Origin of the sequence: Segetibacter koreensis DSM 18137, from assembly GCF_000374045.1 — a bacterium.
GTDB lineage: Bacteria > Bacteroidota > Bacteroidia > Chitinophagales > Chitinophagaceae > Segetibacter > Segetibacter koreensis.
The window spans coordinates 95912-110935 of record NZ_KB893323.1; the positions used below are offsets into that span (position 1 = coordinate 95912).

General features: G+C 37.3%; 10 protein-coding genes. 4 read left to right on the forward strand and 6 right to left on the reverse strand.

Annotated elements, in window-relative coordinates:
- Nucleotides 1-14: 14 nt before the first annotated feature.
- Nucleotides 15-1295, reverse strand: coding sequence for a phosphoribosylamine--glycine ligase (gene purD, locus B154_RS0110110; protein ID WP_018613883.1), 1281 nt, complete (start codon nt 1293-1295; stop codon nt 15-17).
- A gap of 122 nt (nt 1296-1417) precedes the next feature.
- On the opposite strand from purD, the gene B154_RS0110115 reads away from it, so the two are divergent.
- Nucleotides 1418-3085 (forward strand): peptide MFS transporter, encoded by a 1668-nt coding sequence (locus B154_RS0110115; protein WP_018613885.1) that lies wholly within the window; start codon nt 1418-1420, stop codon nt 3083-3085.
- A 160-nt stretch (nt 3086-3245) separates the two neighbouring features.
- Nucleotides 3246-5348: an OPT family oligopeptide transporter gene (locus B154_RS0110120; RefSeq protein WP_018613887.1), complete on the forward strand. Its 2103-nt coding sequence runs from the start codon at nt 3246-3248 to the stop codon at nt 5346-5348.
- Between the two features lie 92 nt (nt 5349-5440).
- Here B154_RS0110120 and B154_RS28195 read toward each other — a convergent pair whose 3' ends face one another.
- The 5 genes from B154_RS28195 to B154_RS28200 form a co-directional block, all read right to left on the reverse strand.
- Complete coding sequence (locus B154_RS28195) at nt 5441-6118, reverse strand: AcvB/VirJ family lysyl-phosphatidylglycerol hydrolase (RefSeq protein WP_083934946.1); 678 nt, start codon at nt 6116-6118, stop codon at nt 5441-5443.
- 12 nt (nt 6119-6130) lie between these two features.
- Nucleotides 6131-8734, reverse strand: a complete 2604-nt coding sequence (locus B154_RS0110130) for a phosphatidylglycerol lysyltransferase domain-containing protein (protein ID WP_018613890.1) — start codon at nt 8732-8734, stop codon at nt 6131-6133.
- 439 nt (nt 8735-9173) lie between these two features.
- Nucleotides 9174-11096, reverse strand: coding sequence for an acetate--CoA ligase (acs, locus tag B154_RS0110135; RefSeq protein WP_018613892.1), 1923 nt, complete (start codon nt 11094-11096; stop codon nt 9174-9176).
- Between the two features lie 243 nt (nt 11097-11339).
- A complete protein-coding gene (locus tag B154_RS0110140; protein ID WP_018613894.1) occupies nt 11340-11603 on the reverse strand; it encodes a hypothetical protein in 264 nt (87 codons plus the stop codon).
- A gap of 184 nt (nt 11604-11787) precedes the next feature.
- Nucleotides 11788-12213 (reverse strand): c-type cytochrome, encoded by a 426-nt coding sequence (locus tag B154_RS28200; RefSeq protein ID WP_018613896.1) that lies wholly within the window; start codon nt 12211-12213, stop codon nt 11788-11790.
- A 201-nt stretch (nt 12214-12414) separates the two neighbouring features.
- Here B154_RS28200 and B154_RS0110150 point away from each other — a divergent pair, with 201 nt between their 5' ends.
- Nucleotides 12415-13788, forward strand: a complete 1374-nt coding sequence (locus B154_RS0110150; protein WP_018613898.1) for a methyltransferase RsmF C-terminal domain-like protein — start codon at nt 12415-12417, stop codon at nt 13786-13788.
- Nucleotides 13789-13841: 53 nt separating this feature from the next.
- A complete protein-coding gene (locus B154_RS0110155; protein ID WP_018613901.1) occupies nt 13842-14942 on the forward strand; it encodes a LysM peptidoglycan-binding domain-containing protein in 1101 nt (366 codons plus the stop codon).
- The last annotated feature ends 82 nt before the right edge of the window (nt 14943-15024 follow it).

Here is a 15024-nt window from a genome sequence, read left to right on the forward strand (position 1 = left end):
TCCTGCTACTTTTCTTAAAACTCGTAGCCAATATCCTTTCTGAAATACATTCCTTCGAAAGAAATTTCATTTAAAACTTCCGTTGATTTATCCACTGCCTCTTTTATATTTTTTCCAAATGAAGAAACTGCTAACACCCGCCCCCCATTCGTAAGGATATCACCATTATTTTGCTTTGTGCCTGCATGAAAAATTAAAATATCATTTTCTTTTTTCACATTTTCCAATCCGGTTATTTTAATATCCTTTTTGTAATTTCCCGGGTATCCACCACTTACCGCCATTACTGTGCAACATGCTCTTTCATCGGTTTCAATTGTACATGTTTGCAAGCCACCTTTATCAACGGCCTTAAGCAACTCAACAAAGTCATTTTTTAGTTTTGGCAGTACCACTTCTGTTTCGGGGTCTCCCATCCGGCAATTATATTCTATTACAAATGGCTCATTGTTTACATTTATCAACCCAAAAAATACAAAACCTTTATAATCAAGCTTTTCTTCATGTATTCCTTTAATCGTAGGAGCAATAATCGTTTTTTCAACTTTATTCATAAAAACATCATTAACAAACGGAACAGGACTAACGCAACCCATTCCACCTGTATTCAATCCGGTATCTCCCACTCCTATTCGCTTATAGTCCTTTGCATGACCAATAATTTTATAGTCCTTTCCATCTGTCAATACAAAAACACTTACCTCTATTCCCTGCAGGAATTCTTCAATCACAACTTTGGCACTTGCTTCCCCAAACTGCCTTTCTTTAATCATTGACGTAAAAACTTTTTGTGCCTCAGCAACCGTTTCGCAAATAACCACCCCTTTGCCGGCCGCGAGACCATCAGCTTTTAAAACAATTGGCTGGCTATGTTGCTGTAAATATTGAAGACCTTCTTCAAAATTAGCATCCGTAAACTCTGCATAAGATGCTGTGGGTATATTATGACGCTGCATAAAATGTTTAGAAAAAGCTTTACTTCCTTCCAGTTGAGCTGCAGCTGCAGATGGACCAATAAGTATTATATTCTTCAGGGATTCATCTTCTTTAAAATAATCATATATGCCCATTACCAGTGGATCTTCGGGCCCTACGACAACCATGTCAATTTTCCGGCTCAAACAAATTTCTTTTACTGCATCAAAGTCCGTTACCGATACATTTATATTCTCCCCACATAAGGCCGTTCCGGCATTTCCCGGAGCGGTAAATAACTGAGAACAATGTGAACTTTGTTTTATTTTCCATGCAAAAGTATGTTCGCGTCCACCTGCGCCTAGTATAAGTATGTTCATAGTAAAAGTTAATAAGCAACTAAATGAGAGCGAAAGTAGAAACTATTTACGGTATGAAATTTTTTGAAAGTCGTTTATTGAAATTTCTGCTTATTTTCATCGTAATTAATATTAATCGATAAATGGATCAAACACCGGCTATAAAAGTAAAACATCCACGAGGTTTATATGTGCTTTTTTTTACTGAAATGTGGGAGCGTTTTGGATATTATCTGATGATAGGAATTTTTTTTCTGTATCTGACCGATACAACGAAAAATGGAGGACGTGGTTTAGATACGGCGAATGCTGTGGATATTGTAGGCAGCTATGTAGCTTTAATTTATTTAACGCCTTTTATAGGAGGTCTGATTGCTGATCGTGTCTTAGGATATACCAAGTCTATTTTTTTAGGTGGATGTTTGTTGGCTCTTGGTTATTTTTTAATTGGCATTAATGGCAGTGATGCTGTGATGTATACGGGATTGCTGACTGCTATAATCGGGAACGGATTTTTCAAGCCAAACATCAGCACTTTGCTGGGCAACATTTATAACCGTAAAGATCTAAAACCTAAAAAAGACATTGCTTATAATATCTTCTACATGGGTATAAATATAGGAGCGTTTGTATGCAATTTCGTTGCCGCTTATCTACGCAATAATATAACATGGGGCGCAGCTTTTGATGCGGCCGGAGTAGGCATGGTTTTAAGCATGATCTGGCTTGCTTTTGGTTTAAAACATGTCAAGCATGCAGATGTAATAAAACCGAAAAAACCAGAAGATCTGTCTATTGGAAAAATCCTTCTATATGTTTTTGTTCCGGCTATTGTTGCAGGAGCTATTGGTTGGTTTATACCGGGAAATTTAATTGGCTCGGATTCCAACGATGCTTTCATTTTTGCGTGTGTACCTATTATCATTTTTTATTTTAGCATTTGGTATCGTGCCCGAGGCTTTGACAGGAAACGTGTGGGCACTTTATTAATTCTTTTTGGTGTCGCAATTATTTTTTGGAACATTTATAATCAAAATTCTACTGCATTAACAATCTGGGCAGAAACTTATACTGATCGTGAAGCTCCAAAAGCTGTTCAGCCAATACTAACACCTTTTGGTTTTTTGCAGACCGTGAATACAAAACCGACGGAAGTGCCAGTTGTTGACGAACAGTTCCGGGCGCGATTGGATTCAAGTGGGAAAGTATTGACAAAGCAGGGAAGTGATTTATATTTTCAGAACCTGCAAAAACAAAAATATCCGGCGCCGGGGCAAAATTTAAAATTAATTTCGACTGAAATATACCAATCAGTTAATCCCTTCTGGATAATTGTTCTCACACCGATAGTTGTTGCTTTTTTCGGTTGGATGAAAGCGAGAAACAGGGAACTTTCAACGCCTGGAAAATTTGCATGGGGCACTATTATCGCAGGTCTATCATCCGTTGTTATGGTGGTTGCGTGTCTCTCAACTAATATTTACTTAAATAAAGTCTCAAGCTGGTGGATCATTAGCAGCTATGGAGTATTTACTATAAGTGAATTATTTGTAAGTCCGGTGGGTTTATCTCTTGTATCTAAAGTTGCGCCTCGAAGATTTACAGCATTGCTTATGGGCGGGTGGTTTATTACCACTTCACTTGGCGGTAAAATTTCAGGCATACTAGCTGGTTTTTGGGATACATTTGATAATAAAGCCGTGTTTTTTGCCATTAGCGCCATTGCAGCCATTGTTGCCGGAATTTTATTGTTCCCACTAACCAAGCGATTAAATAAAATAGTTGTCGAAGCAACGCAGGCAGATGAATAAATGTTTATTGAAAAAGGGTTTACCAGTTTTCAAACTTATCAGTAGAATATAAGCGTAATTCCGTAATGAGAAAGCTTTCCATTAAGTTTATGATCAGTAACTAGCTACCTGACACAAAACGATGTGATAAAGATTAGAATTATAACAATTATAATATAACATGCAGGAAAAGAAAACATTCAAACCATTTGTTTCGGCGGATACAAAAATGAAGGAATTTACCGTAAAGGCGGTTGTAATGGGATGTATTATGGGTTGCCTTTTTGGTGCAGCGACCGTATATCTCGCTTTAAAAGCTGGTTTGACTGTCAGTGCTTCTATTCCAATTGCTGTAATTGCCATTACGTTGGGCCGAAAATTTTTTCGAACAACTATTCTTGAAAACAACATCATTCAAACAGCTGGCTCAGCAAGTGAAAGCATAGCGGCAGGAGTAGCATTTACGTTGCCGGGTTTTTTATTTTTATCAGTAGCAGCAGATGGTAAAAGTGTGGGCTCCCAGTACTTCAATTATATCACCATTCTGGTGTTGGCAATATTTGGTGGTCTTTTAGGAACATTGATGATGATACCTTTAAGAAGATCATTAATTGTAAAGGAACATGATACACTGCCCTATCCCGAAGGAACTGCCTGTGCAGCTGTTTTAAAAGCAGGCGAAAAAGGTGGAGAGGTGTCAAAGACAGCTTTTATGGGCGTAGGTGTAGCTTTGACATATGCTTTTCTGCAAAGAATTTTTCATGTAATAAGTGAAGTGCCGGGTTATGCCACAAGTTTAAGAAATAAATATTTTCCGGCGGCTCATATAAGCGGCGAAATAACGCCGGAGTATCTTGGTGTGGGATATATAATAGGACCCAAGATTGCCGGAGTTTTGGTTGCGGGAGGTGTACTAAGCTGGATGGTATTTAACCCGTTATTAGCTACATTGATACAGGACCAGACAGTTATAGCCCATCAACTAGTAAAGCTGGGTTATTTAAAAGATATAACTACTCCCGGAGGGTCGGGAAGCTGGGACCCTGTCACACACACGTTCGCAGATACTGCATCAGCCCTATACCGTGCTTATATAAGGCAGGTAGGTGCAGGAGCTGTAGCAGCAGGAGGTTTTATAACATTATTAAAAACGATTCCCACTATAATTTCTTCTTTTAAGGAAAGTGTAGGCTCATTAAAAGATACCCGGGCATCAGGTAACGTATTGCGTACAGAAAGAGATTTGAGTATTAAAGTTGTACTCTTCGGAAGCATAGCTTTGATACTTTTAATGGCTTTTATTCCTATGATACCAGGAGACAGTATTTTAAGTAAATTATTGTTAGGAATATTAGTTGTCATATTCGGGGCCTTTTTTGTTACTGTTTCGTCAAGAATTGTAGGAATTATAGGCTCTAGCAACAACCCGATCAGCGGAATGACAATAGCCACGGTAATGGCGACGTGTCTTGTTTTTATAGGCATCGGATGGAGTGGAAAAGCATACGAGCCTATGGTACTTGTGGTAGGAGGAATGATATGCATTGCAGCGGCAAATGCCGGCGCAACTTCACAGGATTTAAAAACAGGTTATATTATCGGGGCTACTCCTAAATATCAACAAATTGCTTTGTTTATAGGCGCCATTTTTTCTTCTATTGTTATTGGCTTAACAGTAAAAATTCTTGATTCACCTACTATTGAAATGGCAAGACAAGGTATTACCCATGCGATCGGAAGTGATAAATTTCCTGCTCCACAGGCGACTCTGATGGCAACATTGATAAAAGGAATATTATCATTTAACCTGGATTGGCAATTTGTATTTGTGGGTGTTGCCTTGTCCGTAACAATGGAACTTTGCGGCATAAAATCTTTAAGCTTTGCTGTTGGTGCTTACCTACCCCTTTCAACAACGCTTCCCATTTTTGCGGGCGGTGCCATACGCGGTCTTGTAGACCTGAAAAAAATTAAAAGAGAAGGAGTAATGGAAGACGATGATTTAGGCCGGGGAAGCTTATTTGCTACAGGCCTTGTAGCAGGTGGAGCACTGGCAGGAGTTGCGGTAGCCCTTTTGACGGCAGGAAGCGATAACATAGCCAAAAAGCTGGAAGCCTTAAGTGCAGAAAATGGGTTAAACAGCCTTTTAGGCAAAGCAGGTTATGATATTTTGGGAGTTGTATTCTTTGGGCTGATGGCGTGGATGCTATACAAAACAGCAATGAAAAAACAAGTTGCGATCGATACAGATGAAACTACTGATTATGTAAAAGATATTAAATAAAGGTCAGGAGATGTTTGCTGGGTAATTTATATTGAATTAGAAATAACTTCTAAGATTTTTACTAAAACAAACTTGTTCTCCAATAAATTTCTTTATTGTAAATTTTTAAAAATAGTATTTGCAACTTCTGAGGTGTCTGAGTCATACTTGTGTCCGCCTTTAAGTCCTATAAGTTTATAACTTACTTTAAGTGAAGTCGACTCAATTTTCTCAGACTCTTTCAATCCCTGAATTATCAGCAACGGCTTTTGTTTTATTTTGTTTATTTCTGCCGTAACACTACTTCCGGTACTTTTTCCTGATCCAAATAGTTGGGCAACATGCACTTCAAAATCAGTTGCCTGTGACGGAGACATCAGAACAATATTTTTTACAGCATCATAAGTATCTTTAGACAATCTTGTAACAACAAAAGGCGCTACATCTGCACCAAAAGAATATCCGATAATTATCACGTTCTTTACCCTCCACTGTATTTGATAATAATGAATAACTTTTTCTACATCCGCCGCAGTTTGTTCTGGTGTTTTTTTTGACCAAAAGTATTTTTGAGAATTAAAAAGAACGGCAGGATATCCCTTACCGTTCACCTGTTCCATCAATGATTTGGAAAACGAATTTTCGCCTCCATCACCTGATATATATAAAACCATGGCTTTTTGAGCATTATAGTTTTTTATATTATAAGGAACGACAGGCAACGATGAAATATTCTGCCCTTTTGCAATAGCAGAAAAAACCATGAGTAATATTATTATCAATCTTTTCATCCATCAAAAAATTTACACTGGTTGCATAACCTTATTTAATACCGCCGGCAACTGAACGAGGTCAAAATCATCTTCATAAACCAGGTATTTGTTCAACCACCTTGTTGCATATTTTTCCTTAAAATCGCGCAACCCCTGGTAGTTGCGAAAACGCTTTAGCCGCTCATAAGCAAATTTAACAACCTGCTCTGCCGTGTTTTCCGGCTTCTCGATCCCTGCCATAGGCACCATTCCCATATTTAAAAACAGGTACCCTTTTTCTCTTGCATATTCAATTAACCTTACTATTAAAGCATCCATCGCACCTCCCGGTGCGTCTGCTGCCTTTCTTATCATGTCATAAGTGCATTCGTCAGGAGAATAATCAGGAATAATATTAAGAAAAGCAACAATCCTGCCTTCATTATCTGACAATGTTATTATGTCCTGTTTCTTAAGCTCAATGCGGTCAAACATACCTTGTGAAAAGATCATCTCTTCCATCTCAAAGGTGTCAAGCCACTCGTTTGATACCTGCTCCAATGCCTGGATTAAAAAACCGGTTATTGGTGCTTTGTGTATTTGAGTGGTGTATCCTTTTTTACTTAAGCTGTTTAAAGCATTTCGCAATGACTTTCTGTCTTTTCCCTCTAGCTTAAAAAGTGGAATATCTAAAATTGCTTCCTGCCCAATAAAAATTCTTTTCTTTTTAAACCTATTAAAATGATACAGACTGTCTTCGTCAACACGATAATAAACAACCTTTAAGCCATTATTATTACAGTATGTTTCAAATTCCTCAATTAATACAACTTTATTATTTTCAGCACATACCGGCTCTTCCAAGACTACAGCAAAGCCACCTGTTATTCTATAACTTACAAACCCGTGATGTGCGTCTGAAATATACAGGAGTTTATCATTGCTTACTTTGAAGTAGTCTAAAGGAGAATCTCCAAATTGGGTTAACAAATAATCTACCTCTTCCTTTTTTACCTCGGGCCTTGATGCTTTATAAATTTGTGGTCTTACCAGGCAGTATAGCAGAAACGCCCACGCTCCTACTCCTAATGCATTGATAAAAAAGATAAAATCATGACCAAAATGAGTTAAAGGTTTTAAATCACTGCTACCAACCAAAACAAATTCTCCAAAGGCATAATATATTGATTCCTTCCAGGTGAAATCTTGTTGGAAATGGTTTTTATCAAGATAATAAAATCCGATGCTACCAAAAATGAGTACTGCAGCAAAGGTGGCAAGTCCCGTCACAATGCCTATATTCATCAACTTAGGATTACTCTTTAACCTGTATTGCTTTCTTGTAGCTATTAATACAATGCTTACAAGTAACGACAATACCGATTCTTCATAACTAAGAGATTTACTAATATGGCCAAAACATGAAATAACAGAGAGACTAAAGGCAAGTAACCAAGCACTTCGCAGCCCTTTTATAAGAAATGCGGCAGTAATAATGAGTGTTAAGCCTATAACTATTATAAGAAAGTTAGAAGCCTGTATGGATGCTATTGGAACAAAGGTGCGCAAAAGCCTTAAACGCGACATGACCGGTGGAGTAAGAACGGAAAATACATTTACCAGCCCAAGGAAGAAAATAAGAACAGGTGGCAGCAAACGAAGAAATAAATACCGGCCTTTTGCTGCATAGGATAACAAGCCTGCAACCAGCGGCAACCAAAATTCGAAAAGCCTGAATAATAAAGTTATTTCCAGCGCCTGAAGAGTTGTAAAGCCATACCTGCCTAATATAACCGTGAGAGACAATTCGATTGCGCCCATTCCACGCAAAAAAGGAGATATAATCAAAAAAATAGTAGCTACAATATAGCCTGTAATAGCCGCTTCAAGAGATGGTGTAACGCCTGCAGCAAGCATCGCAATGTATAAATGAATGATACCAACAATCTCAATAAAAACAGAGGCGAGTGTAGCATTCACAAATTGCTTCCATGAGAGATCGAATGAAAAAACCTCGGTAAGAAGATTTTCAAGCTTTGGTCTTCCTTTTATTACCCACATATATAGTTTGCCCTTCGTTTGTATTGATCTTGCTAAAAGCGCCATCGCAACTAACATCGCAACTATAGTGAAAAGGCCAGCAGTAGCGCCCGGCACTGCTGCGTTTGTTACAGAAAGATACATCAGAACAGGAACTGCAACAATGAAAACAGAGAAAATACCAATAAATCCGTAGATGACAGAAGCTTGGTGAACCTGCTGTTTCTGTACCTGGCTCTTTCTAATATTGGCAGGCAAATAAGCTAATGCCGTAATACCACCTGCAGGAAGAAATACAGAAATTACATTTCTTTTTAAAAAGAGTTCAATAGCGTTTATCCAGGATATCTTTCCCCGGATTGACAAAAAACTATAAACATAAAGACCAGCCTGCAGTAAAATATATACACCGGTAAAAGCTATACCGGAAAGCAGCCAAAACAAGTTGGTATTTTTCAAAGAAGAGTTTAGTGATACTAATTCTTTTCTCTGCTGCCTGAAAAAATAAAATGCCACCAGGAGAAAAACAAGTCCAAGCAGTTCTTTCCAATGAAGCTTACGAATAAACGTTACTACTTTTTGATAATTAAATTTCAATGCTGCTGTCGTATCCATTTACTGCACTCGTTTTATCACTTCATTATAACATAAAGCACTTCTTCCTTTTAATTTTACTCATGCTGTGCCATCAATAAAAATAAACAGGAAAAAATATTTCTTGATTTTCCTTTTCCAATGCATGGCCGCTTTTCAAAATATCAGGAATAAAACTCCCGCCAATTAAAATGTTAGCGGGAATTTTATTCCTGATATTTTATTACCATTTTCGGGCCAGTAGAAAGAGTTAGTAAAACGCCTGTTTTATTTAGAGAAGTTTATTTTACTATTTCCGACTTGGTTATTTATCAATTTATTTTTATCTCACCCAGGTTATTTTTTCCTTCGTTTATAAACAGGTTTTCGAATTAAAAAATATAGTTACAACTACATTTTTTGGTATTTGCAAAGGATCAGGAACATTTACTAAAACTCGCCTTGACTGATACTATTATACCTACAGCCTGCCGTCTTTAATCTCATCCACCACTGCCGGATCTAAAAGAGTGGAAGTATCGCCTAGATTTTGAGTGTCACCTTCTGCCATCTTTCTCAATATTCTGCGCATAATTTTACCACTTCTTGTTTTAGGTAGATTTTTCACAAATTGAATTTTATCCGGCTTGGCAATTGCTCCAATAATCCGCGTAACTGTGGCAAGTATATCTTTTCGATTGCGATCATCCGTGTCTTCCCGACCATTGTAAATAACGTAGGCATAGATTCCCTGTCCCTTAATTTCATGCGGAAAGCCAACAACAGCACTCTCAACTACACCCGCATGCATGTTTATGGCGTTTTCAACTTCTGCAGTACCTATACGATGTCCGCTTACATTCAGTACATCATCGACCCTGCCAGTGATACGGAAAAATCCTTCTTTATCTCTAAATGCACCATCTCCGGTAAAATACAAACCGGGATATGCAGAAAAATACGTTAACCTGCATCTTTCATGGTCACCATAAGTGGTTCTTAAAATTCCAGGCCATGGAAATTTAATACAAAGGTTTCCGGTGGTTAATTCACCCGCTGTTTCCGGAATTTCATTTCCCTTTTCATCTAAAAGTACCGGCTGTATACCTGGTAACGGCAAAGTCGCCCACCCTGGCCTTGAAGGTGTTACACCTGCCATGTTCGAGATCAGAATACCACCCGTTTCAGTTTGCCACCATGTATCTACTACAGGGCATTTTCCTTTACCAACTTTTTGATCGTACCAGTGCCATGCTTCTTCGTTTATCGGTTCTCCAACCGTTCCTAACACTTTGAGGCTACTTACATCTGCATTTTCCAAAGGAGCATCTCCATGTCCCATTAAACTTCTTATAGCTGTAGGCGCTGTATAAAATACATTTACTTTAAACTTTTCTATAATTTTCCAAAACCTCGATGCATCAGGGTAAGTAGGTATACCTTCAAAAATGAGAGAACTTGCGCCGGCACTTAAAGGACCGTAAACAATATAACTATGACCTGTTATCCAGCCAATATCGGCTGTACAAAAATGTACATCTTTAGGTTGATATTGAAAAACATTTACAAATGTGTAATTGGTAAAAATCATATAACCACCACAGGTATGTACCACTCCTTTTGGTTTACCCGTGCTGCCGGAAGTGTACAATATAAAAAGAGGATCTTCAGCATCCATTTCCTCAGCAGGAAAATCATGAAGGCCTAATGTCTCTACTTTTTTAATTTCATCATCCCACCACACATCGCGCCCTTTGATCATGCTGACAGGAGTATGTGTACGGGTGTAAACAATTACTTTTTTTACAAACCTTATTCCAATTAAAGCATCATCAATCACACTTTTTAGCGGTATATCTTTTGCACCTCTAAAAGCCCCGTCACATGTTATTATATATTCTGCCTGTGCGTCTATTAGTCTGTCCGCAATGCTCTGTGCACTAAAACCACCAAATATCACGCTATGTATTGCACCAAGTCTTGCACATGCCAAAACAGCAATGGCAAGCTCTGGTATCATACCCATGTAAATACAAACCCTGTCTCCCTTTTTTACACCATTATTTTTTAATACATGCGCAAACATGCATACTTTCTCATGCAGCCTTTTGTAGGTTAAAATGCGGTGATGCTCTTCGGGGTCATTCGCCTCCCAAATAATTGCAGGCTGATCTCCCTTTGTTTCCAAATGCCTGTCAAGACAGTTTTCAGTTATATTTAATTTTCCACCCTTAAACCATTCGATTTTAGGTTCTTCAAAATTCCAGTTTAAAACGGTGTCCCACTTTTTTTTCCAGGTAAAATTTTCGGCTATCTCTGCCCAAAATTCTTCCGGAGCTTCTACACTTTTTTTATACGCTGCTTTATATTCTTCAAAACTTTTAATCTGATGAGGGTATGGCATAACAATATTTATTAAAATCAATGATAAAGCAAACCTAAGAAAACTGAATTTACAAGCAAAGAATAAAAAGAATAAATAGTAAGCTTTATTCTGCCTGTATTTTTTTTAGATAAAACTTTTTTACTACCATTTTAGAGACCGAAATGAATAAAAAGTTGGTAGCTTATTTCTAAGAGGGAAAATAAAGGCAGTTATAAATAAATTGCCAATCTATTTAAAGAGACGGAAAAATTGCTCTAAAAATTAATTTAATTGAAGAATGTGCTTTTCTATCTCATTGCCTATTATGTCAATCAGCGCAGCATCGACTTGTTTATCAGCATTTTTAAAAGAAACTTTCCACGTTATTCCTTCATCTTTAAATGTTGGAGATATAGTAAACTGATATTGATTTTTTATGGCTATATCGTAATAAAAAGCATTGTTTTCCTGGCAGCAAGGCTTTACCTCCGCTAAAATCAACTTGTCTTTGTAAAAAAATTCGGTAAAGAATGAGCTTTTCTCCATAGAATAATTTTTGTTAAATGAATTTGTTCAAACGATATGCCACCTACTTCTTACCCGATTTGGCGCCTCAGTTTTACCAAATTAAAAAAGGCCTGTTTCAACAAGCCTTTTCAAAAATTATTTATTATTCGTACCAGAAACCTACATTCAACTTCATAACATCTCAATCAAGTTTCAAAAAAAATTATCCTTTGTGGTCAGGAGGAGCAGGAGGCGTATTTTCAGGATGCTCCTGTCCGTGATGGCATGAAAAGCACGAAATGGTTGGAGTCAGTTCGCCTTTATTTTTGTGTTCCTCATTATCTTCTTTAAAATATTTTTTATTCAACTTATTCATCATTTTAAACATGCTGCGGGCGATAAGCTTGTTTTTATTTTCATCACTTGCAAAGATAAAATCTTTTTTTCCCTCAGTACTACGGACGTGGCAGTGACTGCATTTTACACCTAATGCCCTGGAAAAATGTTTCATAATACTGTCCAGCTCATGCTTGTTGGTGTTTTTGGGTAAAACTTTTAAATTTTCGTACTTTGGAGTCTCATCGCGCATAAAGGCATAAGAGGTAGCAATAAAGCATACTATAACTGCAACAAATATTGTTTTTTTCATAAGTTAATTAAGGTTATAGAATTATCAATAATTAATTCTAAAAATAATGAAAAGAATGTAATTCTACACTTATTGATTTTACTAACTCCACTTAAAACATTAAAAATAATAAAACGCCATTTTCGGTTTTTTGTAATCATTTCATGTTTCCTCGCTTATACGGATATTTGCTTTATTCTACATTAACAAATTTCGCCACTATTGTCACAAGTATTGCCACAAAATTTTATTGATTCATTGAATGGAATACAAGGGTTTGATAGGGATGCATTTATAAGTGTTCATGAAAATGTACAACAGGTAACTTCCATTCGTCTAAATCCCCTGAAGCCTTCGCCTGCAATAAAAGACTTGTTCGTTGAAGGTGAAAGTATTGTACCGTGGTGTGCCGAAGGAAAATATCTGCAAAAAAGACCTTCATTCACATTAGACCCCGTTTTTCACGGCGGCGCCTATTATGTTCAGGAAGCAAGCAGCATGTTTCTTAATTATCTTATCAAAAAGATTTATAAAGAAAAATCTTTCCCCAAGCGCGTGGTAGATCTTTGTGCTGCGCCCGGTGGCAAAAGCACTTTGTTGGCTGCGGCACTTCCAGACAGTTTTATTGTTTCTAACGAAGTAATAAAAACACGTGTAAGTATTCTTGCAGAAAATATCAGTAAATGGGGAAACGATAATGTGATTGTTACGAATAACGATCCCAAAGATTTTAAAAAATTGCCTGGCTTCTTTGACCTGATGGTAGTGGATGCTCCATGCAGTGGCAGTGGTCTTTTTAGAAAAGATGCGAAAGCGATAGAAGAATGGAGTGAAGCAAATGTAGAAATGTGCAGCCACCGCCAACAAAGAATATTAACTGATGCAATAGAGTCGTTGAGTGAGGATGGATATCTGCTATACAGTACCTGCAGTTATAGCGTGCAGGAAGATGAAGAGATTTGCGACTGGATCGTTGATCAATTTTCTTTGCATTCTGTAAAAATTTCCGTGGACCCTTCATGGGGAATTGTTGAAACAGTTTCTAAAAAACACCATGCTCCTGGTTTTCGTTTTTATCCTGATAAACTAAAAGGTGAAGGTTTTTTTATCGCATGTTTTCGACAGACAAACATTGTTGATGAATACAATAGTTATCACAATAAACTTAAGCCGGCGGGTAAGCAGGTCGCACTACTTGCAGTGCCTTTTCTTAAAAATGCAGAAGAATATATACTAAGCGATCAAAAAGAAATTGTTATAGCTTCTTTAAAAAAATGGGAAAAAGAAATTGCTGCCGTTACAAATACTCTGAGTGTAAGAAAGTCTGGTGTTGCAGTTGGAACTGTAAAAGGCAGAGATTTTATTCCGCATCATGAGTTGGCTTTGTCGCATTTGTTATCAGCTGATATTCCACAGGTTAATCTTACTAAAGATGATGCCTTACTGTATTTAAAAAGGCAGGAAATAAGGGTGGATCAGGTAAGAAAAGGTTGGACTATTTGTAGGTATGAGCATATCAATCTGGGGTGGATAAAAGTTTTACCCAATCGTGTTAATAACTATTACCCCACCAACTGGAGAATTTTAAAACCTTAACTTCGCGATACCTTTTTGATAAAAATTAATAATTCTGAAACCTGTTTATTGTTATGAGGAAGTTGCTGGTAGTTGTATTATTTCTAAATAGTATTTTAATAGCTAAAGGTCAAAATCTTACTGTTGAGGGCACTGCACCTGATTTATACGTAACCCATATTGTTGCACCTAAAGAAAATTTTTATAGCATCGGAAGATTATATAATCAGGCCCCTAAAACTATTGCTGCTTTAAATAAGATAACAATGGAAAAAGGGCTGACGATTGGCCAACACATTAAAATTCCACTTAATGCTCAAAACTTTGATGCCGCTGACAACACAACAGCAGGTATTCCGCTTACACATATAGTGGCAAAGAGTGAAACGCTTTTTAAAATAGCGCATGACAATAATATAACTGCTGAGCAAATAAGAAAATGGAATAGTCTTTCGTCTGATAACATTGCCCCCGGAACTCCGCTGGTAATAGGACATTTGAAAATGACTACAGGCCAGGCTTCTACGTCTGTAGCAACCAGTAATTCTGCCGCAACAAATAACATTGCGCGTGCATCGGAAAAACCTGTAGAGAACACAGAAGCAAAACAGGCGACAAATGAAGTAAAACAAGATGGTTCTTCAGCATCGGCGGGTGAAACTCCTGCCAGTTCAACTACTTCCATTTCAAAAAAGGATACAGCACTTGCTGTAATACCTGAAGAAACACAACAAACGACTAGTACTGCAGATCCCGCAGTAAAAGAAGAACCTGTAAAACAAGCAGAAAGTCCTTCAACTAAAACCGTTAACATTAAAAGATCAGGTTCGGTAACAAGCGAAACAGGTAATACAACGGATGGCTTTTTTGCAAATCTTTTCGACCAAACCGGTTCTCAAAAATCTCTAAATACAAAAAGCGGCGAAGCTGCAACTTTTAAATCTACCAGCGGTTGGCAAGACAAAAAATATTATGTACTAATGAGCGACGTTGCTCCAGGAACAATTTTAAAAATATCCTCATCGGAAAATAAGGTGGTATATGCAAAAGTATTGGGAAGTATGCCTGAAATGAAAGAAAATAATGGATTACTGTTGCGTATCAGCAATGCTGCTGCTTCTTATTTGGGGATTATAGATCCTAAATTTCCTGTTCAGATCAGCTATTACCAATAATTATTCGTGTGAAGAATGACCAGCATTCTTGCGAATATGAAGTATAGAAGAATTAAGAAAATTCGTCCTTTAAAATATTAAT

Coding starts and splice junctions, on each gene's coding strand:
- B154_RS28200 (WP_018613896.1), bottom strand. CDS start 12,213: ATGAAAAAAACAATATTTGTTGCAGTTATAGTATGCTTTATTGCTACC.
- B154_RS0110120 (WP_018613887.1), top strand. CDS start 3,246: ATGCAGGAAAAGAAAACATTCAAACCATTTGTTTCGGCGGATACAAAA.
- purD (WP_018613883.1), bottom strand. CDS start 1,295: ATGAACATACTTATACTAGGCGCAGGTGGACGCGAACATACTTTTGCA.
- B154_RS0110115 (WP_018613885.1), top strand. CDS start 1,418: ATGGATCAAACACCGGCTATAAAAGTAAAACATCCACGAGGTTTATAT.
- B154_RS0110130 (WP_018613890.1), bottom strand. CDS start 8,734: ATGGATACGACAGCAGCATTGAAATTTAATTATCAAAAAGTAGTAACG.
- B154_RS0110155 (WP_018613901.1), top strand. CDS start 13,842: ATGAGGAAGTTGCTGGTAGTTGTATTATTTCTAAATAGTATTTTAATA.
- B154_RS0110140 (WP_018613894.1), bottom strand. CDS start 11,603: ATGGAGAAAAGCTCATTCTTTACCGAATTTTTTTACAAAGACAAGTTG.
- acs (WP_018613892.1), bottom strand. CDS start 11,096: ATGCCATACCCTCATCAGATTAAAAGTTTTGAAGAATATAAAGCAGCG.
- B154_RS28195 (WP_083934946.1), bottom strand. CDS start 6,118: ATGAAAAGATTGATAATAATATTACTCATGGTTTTTTCTGCTATTGCA.